The organism is Erwinia aeris (assembly GCF_041224955.1).
Classification (GTDB): Bacteria; Pseudomonadota; Gammaproteobacteria; order Enterobacterales; family Enterobacteriaceae; genus Erwinia; species Erwinia aeris.
Genome location: NZ_JBGFFX010000007.1, coordinates 100,037 through 115,655, shown reverse-complemented (window position 1 = coordinate 115,655; position 15,619 = coordinate 100,037). Strand labels below are relative to the sequence as shown.

Genomic DNA, 15,619 nt, shown 5'->3' with positions numbered 1-15,619 from the left:
ATCAGGACTTCTCCACGATAAAAGATGCGTAAGCGGTTTCGTTAAAACCCAGCAGCATAGAGCCGTCGGCCCGGCAGAGCAATGGGCGTTTAATCATCGCCGGCTGTGCCAGCATAAGCTGCTGCGCGGCCGCCGCGTTGTCTACCGCGCTGCGCGTCGCTTCATCCAGTTTGCGCCAGGTGGTTCCACGCGTGTTCAGCAGCGCCTCCCAGCCCAGCGTATCGCTGAAGCGCTGGAGCAAATCCGCCTCCAGCCCGTCGGCGCGATAGTCGTGAAACTGGTAAGCTACACCGTTAGCATCCAGGTACTTTCGTGCCTTTTTGATGGTGTCGCAGTTTTTAATGCCGTACATCGTCAGCATGGCGGGTTCCCTTCTATTTTCTGTGGGCTTCATCTATATTCGATACTGCTCAGGCGCTGAGTTTACAATGGATACGCCTGCGAGGCACGGAAGACGGCATAAACCCAGGAACAGAGGAGAGGGAGGGATAATATGAACTATATGGAAGCGTCTTCCGCCCATACGGTTGAAGAGACGAAATCGACAATTGTGATCGCCAGAAAAAAAGAGACCCGCTGCGATGAGTTTAATCACATCGTTGAAGCGGTACTGGCCGAGCATCCCGATGCCAAAACCCATATAGACAGCGAGAGCGGCGGCTACGACAAAATTATTGTGCTGAAGTAGTAAATGCGCGAGGGGGCTTCAGGCCCCCTCAAAAACTTCCCGTGCTTCATACTTCGTGCTTCGCCTGATGTCTCGTACCGCGTACCGCGTACTTTGTGCCTGATGTCTCTTACTACGTACTTCAAACCTTGTACTTCGTGCCTGATGTCTCATACCGCGCGCTTCATATCTGAAGCCCGGTTGTGTCTTGCCAAATGCCTTTTGCTGACATATCAGCCTAATCAAGCGGTTAGCCGATCGTCCGATCCCTGATGATAAGCAGGCTATTAATTCCCTTAAAAATCAACCGATAAGAAATGTGCGCGGCCGCACGTTTTAAGATAATTCTTAATTTTATACCCCTGTTCATGGCCGAAAGTTGTTCACTTCGCCTTAGGAATAATCCTATAATGACCGCAACACAACGAGAGAGGTGATGTATGATTGATTTAGAACTGGGGAACTGGAAAGACTTTATCGAAACGATGTTGACTCGTAAGTAACACATTCATAAAGAAAAATCCGGCAGCACGCCGGCAAGCTTTACCTTCAGTAACCGAATTTAAAAAAGGCAGCCTTCAGGCTGCCTTTGCTCTTTTATGCGATCGGCCTCTCTTTTAACGGAAAGCGTCGGCGCACCAGCACAAAGAAAATCGGCACAAAGAACAGCGCCAGTACGGTGGCGGCGATCATCCCGCCCATCACGCCCGTGCCTACCGCGTGCTGGCTGCTGGAGCCTGCGCCGTTGCCGACAGTCATCGGCAGCACGCCAAAAATAAAGGCCAGCGACGTCATCAGAATAGGGCGCAGGCGTTGACGCGAGGCTTCCAGCGTCGCCTCCAGCAAATCGCGTCCTTTACTGTTCATCTCGTTAGCAAACTCTACGATAAGAATGGCGTTTTTCGCCGACAGCCCGATCACCGTCAGCAGCCCTACCTGGAAATAGACGTCGTTTTCCAGCCCGCGCAGCCAGGTCGCCGCCAGCGCGCCCACCACGCCCAGCGGGACGACCAGCATCACGGAGAAAGGCACCGACCAGCTTTCATAAAGCGCCGCCAGGCAGAGAAAAACCACCAGCAGAGAAATGGCATAGAGCGCGGGCGCCTGCGAGCCGCTCATCCGCTCCTGAAACGACGCGCCGGTCCACTGCACGCCAAAACCGGTCGGCAGCTTGCTGACCAGCTGCTCCATGCTGTCCATCGCGGTGCCGGTGCTGACGCCCTGAGCGGATTCGCCAACGATCTCTACCGATGAATAGCCGTTATAGCGCTCCAGACGCGGCGAGCCGGTTTCCCAGCGGGTGCTGGCGAAAGCGGAAAAGGGCACCATGCCGCCGCTGCTGTTGCGCACGTACCATTTATTGATATCGTCCGGCAGCATGCGGAAAGGCGCGGCCGCCTGCACGTAGACTTTTTTTACGCGTCCGCGATCGAGAAAGTCATTGACGTAGGTCGAGCCCCAGCCGGTGGTGAGCGTGTCGTTGATATCGTCCACCGACACGCCCAGCGCCTGCGCCTTGTGCTGATCGATATCGATCCGCAGCTGCGGCGTATCGTCCAGGCCGTTATGACGCACGCGAGCCAGTGACGGATCGCTCTCCGCCATCGCCAGCAGCCGATCGCGCGCCTGCATCAGCGCGTCGTGGCCCAGACCGGCATGATCCTGCAATTCCATATCGAAGCCGGCCGAGTTGCCCATGCCGGTGATTGCGGGCGGGCTGCTGGCGATCACGCGGCCCTCGCGGATTGATTTAAAAGCCACGGTTGCGCGTTCAATAATGGCAAACGAGCTGTTGTCCTTGCCCGGCCGATCCCGCCAGTCTTTCAGCCGGACAAACATGCGCGCCACGTTCTGTCCGTTGCCGCCTGGCCCGGCGCCGATAGTTGAAAACACCGACAGCACGTTATCCTTTTCCCGGGTCAGGTAATATTGCTCAACTCTATTCACCACTTTATTCGTCTGTTGCAGCGTGGAGCCTGGCGGTAGCTGCACCTGAGTGGTAAAGACGCCGCGATCTTCCAGCGGCAGAAAAGAGGTCGGCAGATGCAGGAACAGCAGCGCCATGCCGGCGATAAGCAGCACATAAAGCAGCAGCCAGCGTCCCGCTTTCGCTACGATGCGCCCTACGCCGCGCTTATAGCGGTCTGCGTTACGGTTAAAGGTGCGGTTAAACCAGCCGAAGAATCCTCGCCGTTCATGATGCGCGCCCGGCGGCAGCGGTTTTAACAGCGTGGCGCAGAGGGCGGGCGTCAGCACCATCGCCACCAGCACGGAAAGCACCATAGCGGAAACGATAGTGATGGAAAACTGCCGGTAAATGGCGCCGGTGGTGCCGCCAAAAAAGGCCATCGGCACGAAAACGGCGGAGAGCACCAGCGCTATCCCCACCAGCGCGCCCTGAATTTGCCCCATTGACTTTCGCGTGGCCTCGCGCGGCGAGAGGCCTTCCTCACTCATTATGCGTTCAACGTTTTCCACCACCACAATCGCGTCGTCCACCAGCAGGCCGATCGCCAACACCATCGCAAACATCGTTAGCGTATTGATACTGAATCCGCAGGCGGAAAGGATGGCGAAAGTGCCAAGTAGCACCACCGGCACGGCGATGGTGGGAATAAGCGTGGCGCGAAAATTCTGCAAAAACAGGTACATCACCACGAACACCAGTACGATGGCCTCCAGCAGCGTTTTCACTACGTCCTCGATAGAGGCGACCACGAAAGGCGTGGTTTCATAAGCGATTTCCGCCTTAAGGCCGGGCGGGAAATAGTGGGAAAGTTCTTCAATGCGCGCTCTGACCAGCTTGTCCGTTTGCAGCTCGTTCGCGCCCGAAGCCAGCTTCACGCCCAGACCCGAAGCGGCCTGGCCGTTGTACTGGCTCAGATAGTCATATTTTTCCGCGCCCAATGCCACCTGCGCCACGTCGCCCAGCCGCACCTCCGAACCATCCTGATTAACGCGCAGCGTAATCTGACGAAATTGCTCGGGCGTGGTCAGTAACGACTGAGAGTTAATAGTAGCGTTGAGCGCCTGGCGTTCTACGGAAGGCAGGCCGCCCAGCTGGCCCACGGCAACCTGGCTGTTTTGCGATTCGATGGCGCTGACGATATCGGAGGTGGTCAGCGCATAGTTGATCAATTTGTCAGGATCGAGCCAGATGCGCATGGCGTATTGCGAGCCGTAGGCGTCTACCTGGCCCACGCCGTCGATGCGGCTCAGCGGATCCTGCACGTTGCTGGCGACGTAATCCGCAATGTCCTGTTTGTCCATGCTGCCGTCGGTAGAGACGAAGGCCACCATCAGAATATTGGTGTCACCGGTTTTGGTTACCGTCACCCCCTGAGACTGCACGGCCTGAGGCAGCTTGCGCAGCGCGGTTTGCAGCTGGTTTTGCACCTGCTGGCGCGCCTCGTCGGGATTGGTGCCCGCAACAAAAGTCAGCGTAATCGTCGCCTGGCCGGTATTGCTGCTTTGCGAAGACATGTACATCAGGTTATCGATGCCGGTCATATTCTGCTCGATCACCTGAGTAACCGTATTTTCCAGCGTCTGCGCGGAAGCGCCGGGATAGTTAGCGGTAATACGGACGTTAGGCGGCGCCAGCGCCGGATATTGCTCTACGGGCAGCGAAAAAATAGCCAGAGTACCGGTCAGACACAGCAAAATTGCTATCACCCACGCAAATATGGGGCGATCGATAAAAAAATTCGCCATCAGCGGCTCCAGGCTAGCGTCGGGAAAGGTTACGACCGGGCGACGCCGTGCAGAATGCATCGCTGCCCGTAACAAAGCGTTTAAGCAGAGCGTTTCACTTTACCCGGCGTCCCTGGCGGAATCGTGGAGAAAATGAGGATAAAATGTAAATTATCATGCAAAATTTCAGCGCCGTGCGCCTTAGCTTTTGTCCGGTATAAAACGGAGGAGCACCCGCGTGCCGCCTTGCGCTTGCGGGGTAATTTCCAGCTGCGCGTTCAGACTTTTTGCGCGCTCCTGCATTATAGCCAAACCGTAGTGGCCGGGTTTGGCATCGGCCAGACAAAATCCCTGGCCGTTATCGCTGACCTCAATATGCAGCAAATCGGCGGCCGACTGCGTAACGCGTACCGCAATGTCGCTGGCGCGCGCGTGGCGGAGAGCGTTGAGCAGCGCTTCCCGGACGATTTGTAAAACGTGTACCTGCTGTTGCGCATTCAAACGCTGCTGCCGCGCCTCGCTGATAAGCTTAATATCCGCTTCCGTTTGCCGGTTAAGCTGCGCGACGACCTGTTCCAGCGCGGTAGTGAGATCGGCTGGCTCCACCGACAGGCGAAAAGTGGTCAGCAGTTCGCGCAGCTGGCGATTGGCTTCGGCCAGCGCCACGTCGATTTCGCCGACGATAGCTGCCGGCGGCGTCTCTTTGTCGACCACGCGCTTCAGCCGTGCCAGCTGAATGCGCAGGTAAACCAGCGACTGCGCCAGGGAATCGTGTAGCTCTCTGGCGATAGTGGCGCGCTCTTCCATCAGCAGCAAATGGCGGCCTTTTTCTTCAGCGTCGTCCAGCTGTAACGAGCGGCCCAGCATCGTCGCCAGCCCCTGCATCAGCGAGGGTTCGCTGTCACTTGCCTGCCAGCGCAGCACCCCGCCTTGCGTCTGCTCCAGCGGCAGGCTGTGCCAGGAGAGACGTTTATCCTCTTCGCCAGCGGTCAGCTGCCAGCGAGGCGCCACGTCCAGAGCGATAATCGGCAGATTTTCATGCTCTTTCGCCAGCTCAAGCACCTGCGCATAGGCCTTATCGTGTCCGCGCAGCATCTCGGAGCAGCGATAAAGCAGTTTCAGGCGGCGATTCGCCTGGCGCAGATCGCCGGTTCGCTCTTTGACCGCCTGTTCAAGCCACAGATACTGTTTTTCTAAATCGCCCGACATGCGGGCAAAGGCTTTCGCCAGCAGGGCAATGGCAATAAAGCCCAGCAGGCAGGCGCCTGCCACCAGTTTCATTTTCAGCTCCGCCCAGCGCTGCAGGGCAAGCACAAATCGATCTATCTGCGCGACATAGTGCGAGACATGCTGCCGGAAGCGCTGACCCTCGTCCCTGGTCAGCTCGGGCTGTAGCTTTTGCCAGGCCGTCAGCATTTCGTGATAGCGCGCTTTAACATTGTTTGGCACCCAGGCATGCTGTAGCGAAAGCAGCACCGGCGCCTGAAGCGACTGCTGATAGCTGAGGATATCGCTGTCCAGCGAGGGCGAGCGGGTTGCGGCATCCAGCGCCAGGCGGTAGCTCTGCATGCGCAGCGAACCGGCCATATTGAGCGCCTCGGCATCGCGCAGGCTGGCTGAAAGCGTCAGCAGCGCCAGAAAAGAACAGCACACGGCCAGCAGCACGATAGCGAACAGCGCGCGAGCCAGGCTGCGGGTAACGGAACGTTTTAACATGCAATGCTCCCGTAAAGGGCGTTAACGCTGCGGATAGCGTCATCGGCCAGTGTCAGCCAGATAAGGCCTGCCGCAGTATAAGCTTTTCCTCGCGCGGTGCAGCGCACGAACGCCGGCGCTTTGCGAAAGATCAAAAGTGTGCGGTCGCGCACTTGAAGCCAGACGCGGCGGCGGGTAGAGTTAAAAAGTCGTCATAAAATTACGCTGCGCATTAATATAAAGTTACATCATGCAGAAAAAGTAACTTTTATTGACGCTTCTTGGGATAAATGTTTGTCACGCCCACATTCCTTTAACGCTTTTACCGCGCGCTTACCCTGCTTTGCACCTCATCCGTCATAGTTAACGCCGTATCCCGAATCATGCTATCCGCTAATCCGGATAAGGAGCTAACTATGAATAAACTGCCTGCAACGATTGCCGCTGCCATTCTGGCCGCCACTTCATTTTCAACGCTGGCCGCCACCCAGGTCAGCACTGAACAGAGTCAAAACCTGCAACAAATGGGCACGGTTTCCGTGACCGGCGTGACCGGCTCGCTGGATGACGCCACCGCGCAGCTGGCGCAAAAAGCCGAAGAGATGGGCGCCAGCCACTATCGCGTGATCCGTGCCGACACCCCCGGCGACTCCAGCCTGTGGAGCGGCAACGCCGAGATTTACCGCTAGAACCTGTCCTGTCCCATGTAGCCTTTCCCTGTTGGAGAACCGACCGTCTTAAGCGGTCGGTTTTTTTTTGCCTCCTCTGATGGAAGTCACAAAACCTCACGATTTCGCCTACAGATTTTTTGCGTCGGCTTTACAGAACGGTTAGGATGCATCGCCGTGATTTTCCCGCTTCCGTCAACACAATAACTACAGGAAGAGGGGAAAACGCCCGAACGCCTGCGGGCAACGCAATCGTTTGGTTAGCGCAACAGAAATCAGGTCGCCCGGGAATGGTAGCCGTATCACTGTGGACAGGATAATTAGGAAAGAAAATGAAAGCTGATAAAAAAGCGGTAGCAGACAAGCGCGCCGCAAGAAGACGTTGGTTAAATTCTCATGATTCCGGCTATCACAAAGCGATGGACAATCGCCATGTGCAGATGATTGCTATCGGCGGGGCTATTGGTACCGGCCTGTTCCTGGGTGCGGGCGCGCGATTGCAAATTGCCGGTCCGGCGCTGGCTATCGTCTACCTGGTATGCGGCATCTTCTCTTTCTTTATACTCCGCGCGTTGGGCGAGCTGGTTTTACATCGTCCTTCCAGCGGCAGCTTCGTTTCTTACGCACGTGAATTCCTGGGCGAAAAAGCCTCGTACGTTGCAGGCTGGATGTACTTTGTTAACTGGGCGATGACCGGGATCGTGGATATCACCGCCGTAGCGCTTTATATGCACTACTGGGGCGCGTTTGGTGATGTGCCGCAGTGGGTATTCGCGCTGGGCGCGCTGGCTATCGTCGGTACCATGAACATGATCGGCGTAAAATGGTTTGCCGAAATGGAGTTCTGGTTTGCGCTGGTGAAGGTGCTGGCTATCGCGCTTTTCCTGATTGTGGGCGTGGTGTTTCTTGGCAGCGGCAAGCCGCTGGACGGCAACGCCACCGGCTTCCACTTGATTACCGATAACGGCGGCTTCTTCCCGCACGGTTTGCTGCCTGCGCTGGTGCTGGTGCAGGGCGTCGTTTTCGCCTTCGCCTCTATCGAGCTGGTTGGCACGGCGGCGGGAGAGTGTAAAGATCCGAAGACCATGCTGCCGAAAGCGATCAACAGCGTGATCTGGCGTATCGGCCTGTTCTATGTCGGCTCCGTGGTGTTGCTGGTGCTGCTGCTGCCGTGGAACGCCTATCAGGCGGGTCAAAGCCCGTTTGTTACCTTCTTCTCGAAGCTGGGCGTGCCCTATATCGGCAGCATCATGAATATCGTGGTGCTCAGCGCAGCGCTCTCCAGCCTGAACTCTGGCCTCTATTCTACCGGCCGTATTCTGCGCTCGATGTCTATGGGCGGATCGGCACCAAAGTTCCTCTCTAAAATGAGCGGTCAACAGGTGCCTTATATGGGCATCCTGGTCACCATAGCCGTCTATATCGTGGGCGTCTGGCTGAACTATATCGTGCCTTCGCGCGTGTTCGAAATCGTACTGAATATCGCTTCCTTAGGGATTATCTCTTCCTGGGCCTTTATCGTGGTTTGCCAGATGCGTCTGCGTAAGGCGATTAAAGAAGGCCGCGCGGAAGACGTCAGCTTTAAGCTGCCGTGGGCGCCGTTTACGTCCTGGCTGACGCTGCTGTTCCTGGCCAGCGTGCTGGTGCTGATGGCGTTTGACTACCCGAACGGCACCTACACTATCGCCGCCGTGCCGCTGATCGCCGTCGTGCTGGTGCTGGGCTGGTTCGGCGTGCGTAAACGCGCTAACCAAATCGCGCAGACCGAGCACGATCACGTGGCGGAAGAGACGTCGCGCTGAAGCTGAAGCAGCAGTAAAAGGCGGCCCCGGTGGCCGCCTTTTTTATGTCCGCTGATAGTTTTCCCCCAGGGCAGGCCTTATGATGGCTCACTTCCGCTAAAGGCAACGGAGCCTGTATGTCAGTCAAAGTCGAAGTGATCAAAGATAAAATCCTGTCGGAAAATTGGTTCCTGCTGCGCAACTTCACCTATGACCTTACGACGAAAAATGGGGAAACCCTGCGTCATAAGCGCGAAGTTTACGATCGCGGCGACGGCGCCACCATCCTGCTTTACAACCGTGAAAAAAACAGCGTGGTCCTGACCCGTCAGTTTCGTATCGCCACCTGGCTGAACGGCAACGACAGCGGCCTGCTGATCGAAACCTGCGCCGGCTTGCTGGACGATGATTCGCCGGAAGTCTGTATCCGTAAGGAAGCGGTTGAAGAAACCGGCTATGAAGTGGGAGAAGTGGTCAAGCTTTACGATCTTTATATGTCGCCAGGAGGCGTAACCGAACGGCTGCATTTTTTTGCCGCAGAGTATAACGACTCGCTGCGGGCCACAGCAGGCGGCGGCGTTGACGATGAAGATATTGACGTGATGGAGCTGAGCTTTGCCGATGCCTGGAGCAGGGTGAAAACAGGGCAGATTAAAGACGCTAAAACGGTGATGCTGCTCCAGTATGCGCTGATTGAAGGTTGGTTAACGCTGGGTTAAAAATGACGGGCTGATGATTAACAGCTGGTCTTAATAAGATAAGAGCGTCCGGGTCAATAAATAAAATAATCCGCAAATATTAACCTTAGTTTTTGCGGGTTAACTTCAGTTAATTATTTATTTAATATCTTCGCAGACGATGGCATAAATATAAGCTAAACAGGGAGGAGAATAAACTTTTTGCATGTGCCTCTGAGCAGGCTATTCAGGCTGGCATCAGAACTATCTGCTTATATGATGAAATTTCAGGCTTAACAATCTTATTCGGACAGCTTGCAGCCGCCGCACAGGCTTTGCCGCGCTGGGCGCAAAAGGTGACAAAGCTCACACTATTACTGCAGTTTTAATCCTTTCTAAACAAAAAAACTTTATTTTCATCTGATAATAAGCGATTTTTTGACGGTCCTGCGGCGCTTTTTTCCTTGTCCGATTTATCTGATTGAGCCGCCTGCACATAAAGTTCAATATAATTAAAGCGGGTAATTATTCTTTTAATGCGCTGCGGCTGATTTAATTGTGCCGAGCGGTAACCGCTACGCTATGCTTACTGCTTAACTGTCATTCGGGGATACGGGTATCGATGCATTATTGGATAAAGTTACCTTTGGCGCTGCTGTTTTTTGCCGCCGGACTGCATGCCGAACCCCTGCAAAAAACCTTTTCTGACTGGCAGATAACCTGTAATAACCAGAACTACTGCGTGGCCCGGAGCGTGCCGGGCGTCAACGGGCTGGTGATGACCATCAGTCGTCATGCCGGCGTTAACGATCGGCCCTTTCTGCGTATTGATTACGGCAGTCGCTATACCGGCAAGCTGAGCGGCGCGCCTTTGCAGGACAATCTGCTGCTGGACGGCCAGCGGCTGAAGCCCGATTTAAAACATTGGGAGGTTCAGCCGCATCACCTTTCTACCGGCCATGCTATCTCCATCAATGAGTTTCTGTCGCTGGTGATGGACGCTGATAATCTACAGCTGCTTTATCGGCCGCGCGCCACTATCTCGCTGCACGGCCTGAAAGCGGCGCTGCTGCTGATGGATGATATCCAGGGGCGGGTCAACGGCATGAGCGCCTGGATTAAAAAGGGTGAACGTCCGGCAATGGACGTGCCGCCACCGCCCGATTTCCCCGAAGCTCCCCGTCTGCAACCGGTGCCGCCCGCCCTGACGCGTGAAGAAACTACCGGCCTGCTGGATTACGGCACCTGGCGCGTCAATACCGATCGCTGCTCGTTGGATCCTCAGCGTCGCCAGGTCAGCGTCGCGCCGCTGAACGATAAAAAAGCCCTGTTGCTGGTCAGCTGTGAAATGGGTGCCTATAACGTTATCGATCTTGCTTTCGAGGTCACCCGCAGCCAGCCCTATATGGCCAGAGGATTGACCCTGACGCTGCCTTTTACGCCGCCGCGTCATGGAGAAAAAAAGCTGGAGCTGATCAATGCCGATTATGATGCCAGCCGCGGCGAGCTGCTGACGTTTGGCAAAGGAAGAGGCCTTGGCGACTGCGGTACGGCTACCCGCTGGCAGTATGACGGGCGCGAGTTTGTGCTGACGGAATATGCGGAAGAGGGAACCTGCGATGCCTGGCACGGCAGCGACGACTGGCCGACGCTCTGGACCAGCAAAAGGGATATGCCGCCTGCGCCAGAGCAGGCGTCTACGGAGTGAAAAGGCTTCATTGAGTATGCTTTCCTGAACGGCGTAGAAAAGCGCAAAGCTTTTACCTGATTCACGGCGCCCCAGCCCGGTGAGGCGCCCATTTACGCGATCAGCTGCCGCGATAGGTTGAGTAGCCGTACTGGCTAAGCAGCAGCGGCACATGATAATGCTCGGCCGTGTTGCTGATATGAAACTCTACCGGGATCTCCGGGAAGAAGCTCTCCTGCTTTTGCTCGCTAAAATAGCGTCCGGTTTTAAATACGACGCGGTAATCGCCGGTGGCTGCAGGCTGCGCAGGCCAGAACTGTTTAATACGTCCATCCTTATCGGTGCTGGCCTTGTTAAGGAATTTCCAGCCCGCGTCCTGTTTCTGCTCCAGCGTAACTTCCACATTCGATGCCGGTTTGCCAGTTTGCTGGTTCAGCACGTGTACGCTTAAAAGATTCTGCTCTGCGGCCATCGCGGAGGCAGAAGCGGTAAGGGCCAGCGCCAGCGCTGCCGCGTTGAAATATTGTTTCATCATCACTTCTCCTGTTTGAATATGCCTCTTTATAACGTAGAACAAAGGGAAACAACCTGACGCGAGCATGACAAAAATGTCAGATTGGCTGAAGTTCGGGGACAAAATTTCCGCCTCGTGGCAGACTTGTGCTTATGAAACTATTGCTGATTGAAGATAACCAGAAAGCCAGCGACTGGCTTTGTCAGGGCCTGTGCGAAGCCGGATTTGTGGTGGACAGCGTCACCGACGGCCGCGACGGACTGCACCTGGCCCTGAGCCAGAACTATGCGCTTATCGTGCTGGATATCATGCTGCCCGGCATGGACGGATGGCAGGTATTACGCTCGCTGCGTACCGCCCGCGCCACGCCGGTAATTTGCCTGACGGCAAGAGATTCGGTAAACGATCGTGTTAAAGGGCTGGAGCTGGGCGCCAATGATTACCTGGTCAAACCTTTCTCTTTTGCCGAGCTGCTGGCCCGCATCAGAGCGCAGCTGCGCCAGAATCACCCTACACAAGCGGTGCTGACGGTTGGCGATCTGGTCATGGATTCGGTGCGGCAGACGGCCAGCCGGCAGGGCGAATCGGTCGCGCTGACCCGTAGAGAATTCGCGCTGCTGTGGCTGCTTGCCAGCCGACGCGGAGAAATAGTGCCGAGAACGCTAATCGCCAGCGAGGTCTGGGGCATTAATTTTGACAGCGAAACGAACACGGTTGACGTAGCCATCCGCCGTTTGCGCCGCAAGATAGACGACCCCTATGAGCCGAAACTGATCGACACCGTGCGCGGGATGGGATACCGGCTGGCAGAGCCGGGAGAACCGCATGCGTAAGATCTCGCTGACGGCCCGACTCACGATCATTTTTGTGCTGATTATGGCGGCGGCCTGCGGCGGCATCACGCTGACGCTTTACGGCGCGTTACGCCACGAGCTGATCTGGCGTGACGATCGCACGCTGATTAATCGGGCGCTTCAGCTGCGCCAGCTGTTGCAGGATGGCGCGAAGCCGGAAATGCTGCCGCTTTATTTCAGCCGCATGGTGGACACGCAGCAGGATATCCTGCTGATCCGTCAGGCTGCGGGGCCGGACGTGACGATTAACCAGACGGGCATTGGGCTGGCGGCGCTGACCGCAGAAAACCAGCCGGGCGTGCTTCGCCGACAGCGCACCAAAGAAGGTGAAGAGCTAACCATTCTCAGTCTGCAAGGCGAATCGAACGGCGGCGCGGTGACGCTGACGGTAGCGCGGCTGGCGCGCGAAAGAGCCAAAATGCTGGAGCAGTATCGCCAGGAAAGCCTGCTGGTGTGCCTGGCTGCGCTGATGCTTGGGGCTATCCTGAGTCCTCTGCTGATCCGGCGGGGACTAAGAGCCATAGGCGCGCTCAGCAAAATCACCGCGGCCACCCACGCCGACAGGCTTTCTGACAGCGTTCCACTGAATACTCTGCCCCGCGAGCTGCTGCCGCTGGGCGAGGCGCTTAACGTGATGCGCAGCCGCCTGGCGCACGATTTTACCCGGCTGACCCGATTTGCCGACGATCTGGCACATGAGCTCCGCACGCCGGTCAACGTGATGCTCAGCCAGAATCAGGTCGCACTGGGGCAGGAGCGCACGCCGGAAGCGTACCAGCAGCTGCTGGAAGGAAATATCGAAGAGCTGGAGAATCTCTCTCGCCTGACCGACAACATTCTGTTCCTGGCCAGAGCCGATCACCACAACGTGGCGCTCAGAAAAGAGGTTTTTTCGCTGCCCGACACGCTGGAAAATATCACCGATTTTCTGGAGCCGCTGGCGGAAGAAAAAGGGCTACGTTTTGCGCTGGAGGCGGAAGGCGATATTCAGGCCGATAAAATGCTGTTTCAGCGGGCGCTGGTCAATCTGATTACCAATGCCGTTCGCCACGCGCCGGAAAACACGCTGGTTCGCATAAAAACCGAGGCGACAGGAGAAGCTGTCGATATAGCCGTGGGTAATAAGGGTGAGCCTTTGGCGGAGACGGAAAAATTATTTGAGCGCTTCTGGCGCGGAGACGAGGCGCGCAACAGCGTGGGATCGGGACTGGGTCTGGCGCTGGTTAAAGCTATTGCGGAACTGCACGGCGGCTACGCCTGGTATCAGCATCGCGAAGGGGAAAATCTGTTTGGTATCAGGCTGGGCGGTGAGACTCCTGCCCGCCAGGGGCGGGCAGGAGAACAGGCTTAGTGAGGCTTCAGCAGTTTTTCTGCATGGCTGACGATGTTTTCCACCGTGAAGCCAAACTCGTTAAACAGCTTCTCTGCCGGTGCGGACTCACCAAAGGTGGTCATCCCGACAATCGCGCCGTTCAGGCCGACATACTTATACCAGTAGTCTGCGATGCCCGCTTCCACCGCCACGCGAGCGGTAACGCCGGAAGGCAGCACCGATTCGCGATAGGCCAGATCCTGCTTATCAAACAGGTCGGTTGAAGGCATAGACACCACGCGAACTTTATGGCCGTTGGCGGTCAGTTTTGCTGCCGCGCCCAGCGTGATTTCCACTTCAGAACCGGTTGCGATCAGGATCACTTCCGGCGTGCCTTCGCTATCTTTCAGCACGTAGGCACCGCGAGAGATGTTTTCCAGCTGCTCTTTGGTACGCTCCGGCTGCGCCAGGTTCTGACGGGAAAGGATCAGCGCGGTCGGGCCGTGGTGGCGCTCAATCGCGTGTTTCCAGGCCACGGCGGTTTCTACCTGATCGCAAGGACGCCAGACGCTCATGTTTGGCGTAACGCGCAGGCTGGCGATCTGCTCAACCGGCTGGTGCGTCGGGCCATCTTCGCCCAGACCGATGGAGTCGTGTGTGTAGACCAGGATCTGACGCGCCTTCATCAGCGCCGCCATACGCACGGCGTTACGCGCATACTCGACGAACATCAGGAAGGTAGCGGTGTAAGGCACAAAGCCGCCGTGATGCGCGATGCCGTTAGCGATAGCGGTCATACCGAATTCGCGCACGCCGTAGTGGATATAGTTACCCGCCAGGTCGTCTTTAATCGATTTGGAACCGGACCAGATAGTCAGGTTGCTTGGCGCCAGGTCAGCGGAACCGCCCAGGAATTCCGGCAGCAGCTTGCCATAGGCTTCCAGCGAGTTCTGGGAAGCTTTACGGCTGGCGATTTTCGCCGGATTAGCCTGCAGCTCTTCGATAAACTTCTGCGTTTCCTGCTGCCAGTTTTCCGGCATGCCGCCATCCATACGACGAGCGTACTCTTTCGCCAGTTCCGGATAAGCCGCTTTATAAGCTGCGAACTTGTCGTTCCATGCTTTCTCATACTGCTGGCCCGCTTCTTTGGCATCCCACTGTGCGTAAATTTCCTGCGGGATTTCGAACGGCGGATAGTTCCAGCCCAGCTGTTTGCGGGTCAGTGCGATCTCTTCATCGCCCAGCGCCGCGCCGTGCGCTTCTTCTTTACCGGCTTTGTTTGGCGAACCGTAGCCGATAATGGTACGGCAGATGATCAGAGAAGGCTTATCGGTCACGCTCTGCGCTTCTTTGATCGCTTTCGCTACCGCTTCGGCGTCGTGACCGTCTACTTCGCTGATCACATGCCAGTTGTAGGCTTCAAAACGCTTGGCGGTATCATCGCTGAACCAGCCTTCCACTTCGCCGTCGATCGAAATGCCGTTGTGATCGTAGAAACCGATCAGCTTGCCAAGGCCCAGCGTGCCGGCCAGCGAGCAAACTTCATGCGAGATACCTTCCATCAGGCAGCCGTCGCCCATAAACACATAGGTATGGTGATCGACGATCTCATGATCGGGACGGTTAAACTGCGCGGCCAGCGTGCGTTCGGCAATCGCCAGACCCACGGCGTTGGCCAGACCCTGACCCAGCGGGCCGGTAGTGGTTTCCACGCCTGGCGTGTAGCCGATTTCCGGGTGGCCCGGCGTTTTGGAATGCAGCTGGCGGAAGTTTTTCAGTTCTTCAATCGGCAGGTCATAGCCGCTCAGGTGCAGCAGGCTGTACAGCAGCATGGAGCCGTGACCGTTGGAAAGGATAAAACGGTCGCGATCGGCCCAGGCAGGGTTAGTCGGGTTGTGATGCAAAAAGTCGCGCCACAGCACTTCTGCAATATCTGCCATGCCCATTGGGGCGCCTGGGTGACCCGATTTGGCTTTTTGCACCGCATCCATACTCAGCGCACGGATTGCATTAGCCAACTCTCTACGTGAAGACATATTTTTCTCCCTGATATTTTTGGGGGGACGAACTG

The 15,619-nt window shown here is 56.5% G+C and carries 13 protein-coding genes; 8 read left to right on the top strand and 5 right to left on the bottom strand.

The genetic code is table 11. The features are described from left to right. Position 1: 1 nt before the first annotated feature. Entirely contained in the window at positions 2-361 is a 360-nt protein-coding gene (locus AB6T85_RS13065) for an ArsC family reductase (protein WP_253459427.1), read from the bottom strand. 132 nt (positions 362-493) lie between these two features. Between AB6T85_RS13065 and AB6T85_RS13060 the strand changes: the two genes are divergently transcribed. Next, the gene (locus AB6T85_RS13060) at positions 494-688 is read left to right on the top strand and encodes a hypothetical protein (protein ID WP_125289573.1); all 195 of its coding nucleotides are present in this window, start codon (positions 494-496) and stop codon (positions 686-688) included. Positions 689-1,107: 419 nt separating this feature from the next. After that, positions 1,108-1,170: a protein YpfM gene (gene ypfM, locus AB6T85_RS13055; RefSeq protein ID WP_148101251.1), complete on the top strand. Its 63-nt coding sequence runs from the start codon at positions 1,108-1,110 to the stop codon at positions 1,168-1,170. A 94-nt stretch (positions 1,171-1,264) separates the two neighbouring features. On the opposite strand, the gene acrD is transcribed toward ypfM, so the two are convergent. Further along, entirely contained in the window at positions 1,265-4,381 is a 3,117-nt protein-coding gene (acrD, locus tag AB6T85_RS13050) for a multidrug efflux RND transporter permease AcrD (protein WP_369895788.1), read from the bottom strand. A gap of 180 nt (positions 4,382-4,561) precedes the next feature. Further along, a complete protein-coding gene (locus AB6T85_RS13045; protein WP_369895787.1) occupies positions 4,562-6,076 on the bottom strand; it encodes a type IV pili methyl-accepting chemotaxis transducer N-terminal domain-containing protein in 1,515 nt (504 codons plus the stop codon). 395 nt (positions 6,077-6,471) lie between these two features. Here AB6T85_RS13045 and AB6T85_RS13040 point away from each other — a divergent pair, with 395 nt between their 5' ends. From AB6T85_RS13040 to AB6T85_RS13025, 4 genes are all read left to right on the top strand, one after another. Next, positions 6,472-6,744, top strand: a complete 273-nt coding sequence (locus tag AB6T85_RS13040; RefSeq protein ID WP_125289577.1) for a YdgH/BhsA/McbA-like domain containing protein — start codon at positions 6,472-6,474, stop codon at positions 6,742-6,744. Positions 6,745-7,055: 311 nt separating this feature from the next. Beyond that, on the top strand, positions 7,056-8,525 hold the full coding sequence (ansP, locus tag AB6T85_RS13035; protein WP_253459433.1) for an L-asparagine permease: 1,470 nt from the start codon (positions 7,056-7,058) through the stop codon (positions 8,523-8,525). Between the two features lie 116 nt (positions 8,526-8,641). Further along, positions 8,642-9,223, top strand: coding sequence for a GDP-mannose pyrophosphatase NudK (gene nudK, locus AB6T85_RS13030; protein WP_369895784.1), 582 nt, complete (start codon positions 8,642-8,644; stop codon positions 9,221-9,223). 580 nt (positions 9,224-9,803) lie between these two features. Then, entirely contained in the window at positions 9,804-10,889 is a 1,086-nt protein-coding gene (locus AB6T85_RS13025) for a DUF1176 domain-containing protein (RefSeq protein WP_253459437.1), read from the top strand. Between the two features lie 100 nt (positions 10,890-10,989). Here AB6T85_RS13025 and hiuH read toward each other — a convergent pair whose 3' ends face one another. After that, positions 10,990-11,400: a hydroxyisourate hydrolase gene (gene hiuH, locus AB6T85_RS13020; RefSeq protein WP_253461251.1), complete on the bottom strand. Its 411-nt coding sequence runs from the start codon at positions 11,398-11,400 to the stop codon at positions 10,990-10,992. A 134-nt stretch (positions 11,401-11,534) separates the two neighbouring features. On the opposite strand from hiuH, the gene hprR reads away from it, so the two are divergent. Both hprR and AB6T85_RS13010 read left to right on the top strand, forming a co-directional pair. After that, positions 11,535-12,215, top strand: coding sequence for a response regulator transcription factor HprR (gene hprR / locus AB6T85_RS13015; protein WP_369895782.1), 681 nt, complete (start codon positions 11,535-11,537; stop codon positions 12,213-12,215). After that, positions 12,208-13,587, top strand: a complete 1,380-nt coding sequence (locus AB6T85_RS13010; RefSeq protein WP_253459441.1) for a heavy metal sensor histidine kinase — start codon at positions 12,208-12,210, stop codon at positions 13,585-13,587. The genes hprR and AB6T85_RS13010 overlap by 8 nt, the downstream gene beginning before the upstream one ends. On the opposite strand, the gene tkt is transcribed toward AB6T85_RS13010, so the two are convergent. Beyond that, positions 13,584-15,584, bottom strand: coding sequence for a transketolase (gene tkt, locus AB6T85_RS13005; protein WP_253459443.1), 2,001 nt, complete (start codon positions 15,582-15,584; stop codon positions 13,584-13,586). The two genes, AB6T85_RS13010 and tkt, sit on opposite strands and share 4 nt — an antisense overlap. Positions 15,585-15,619 lie beyond the last annotated feature (35 nt).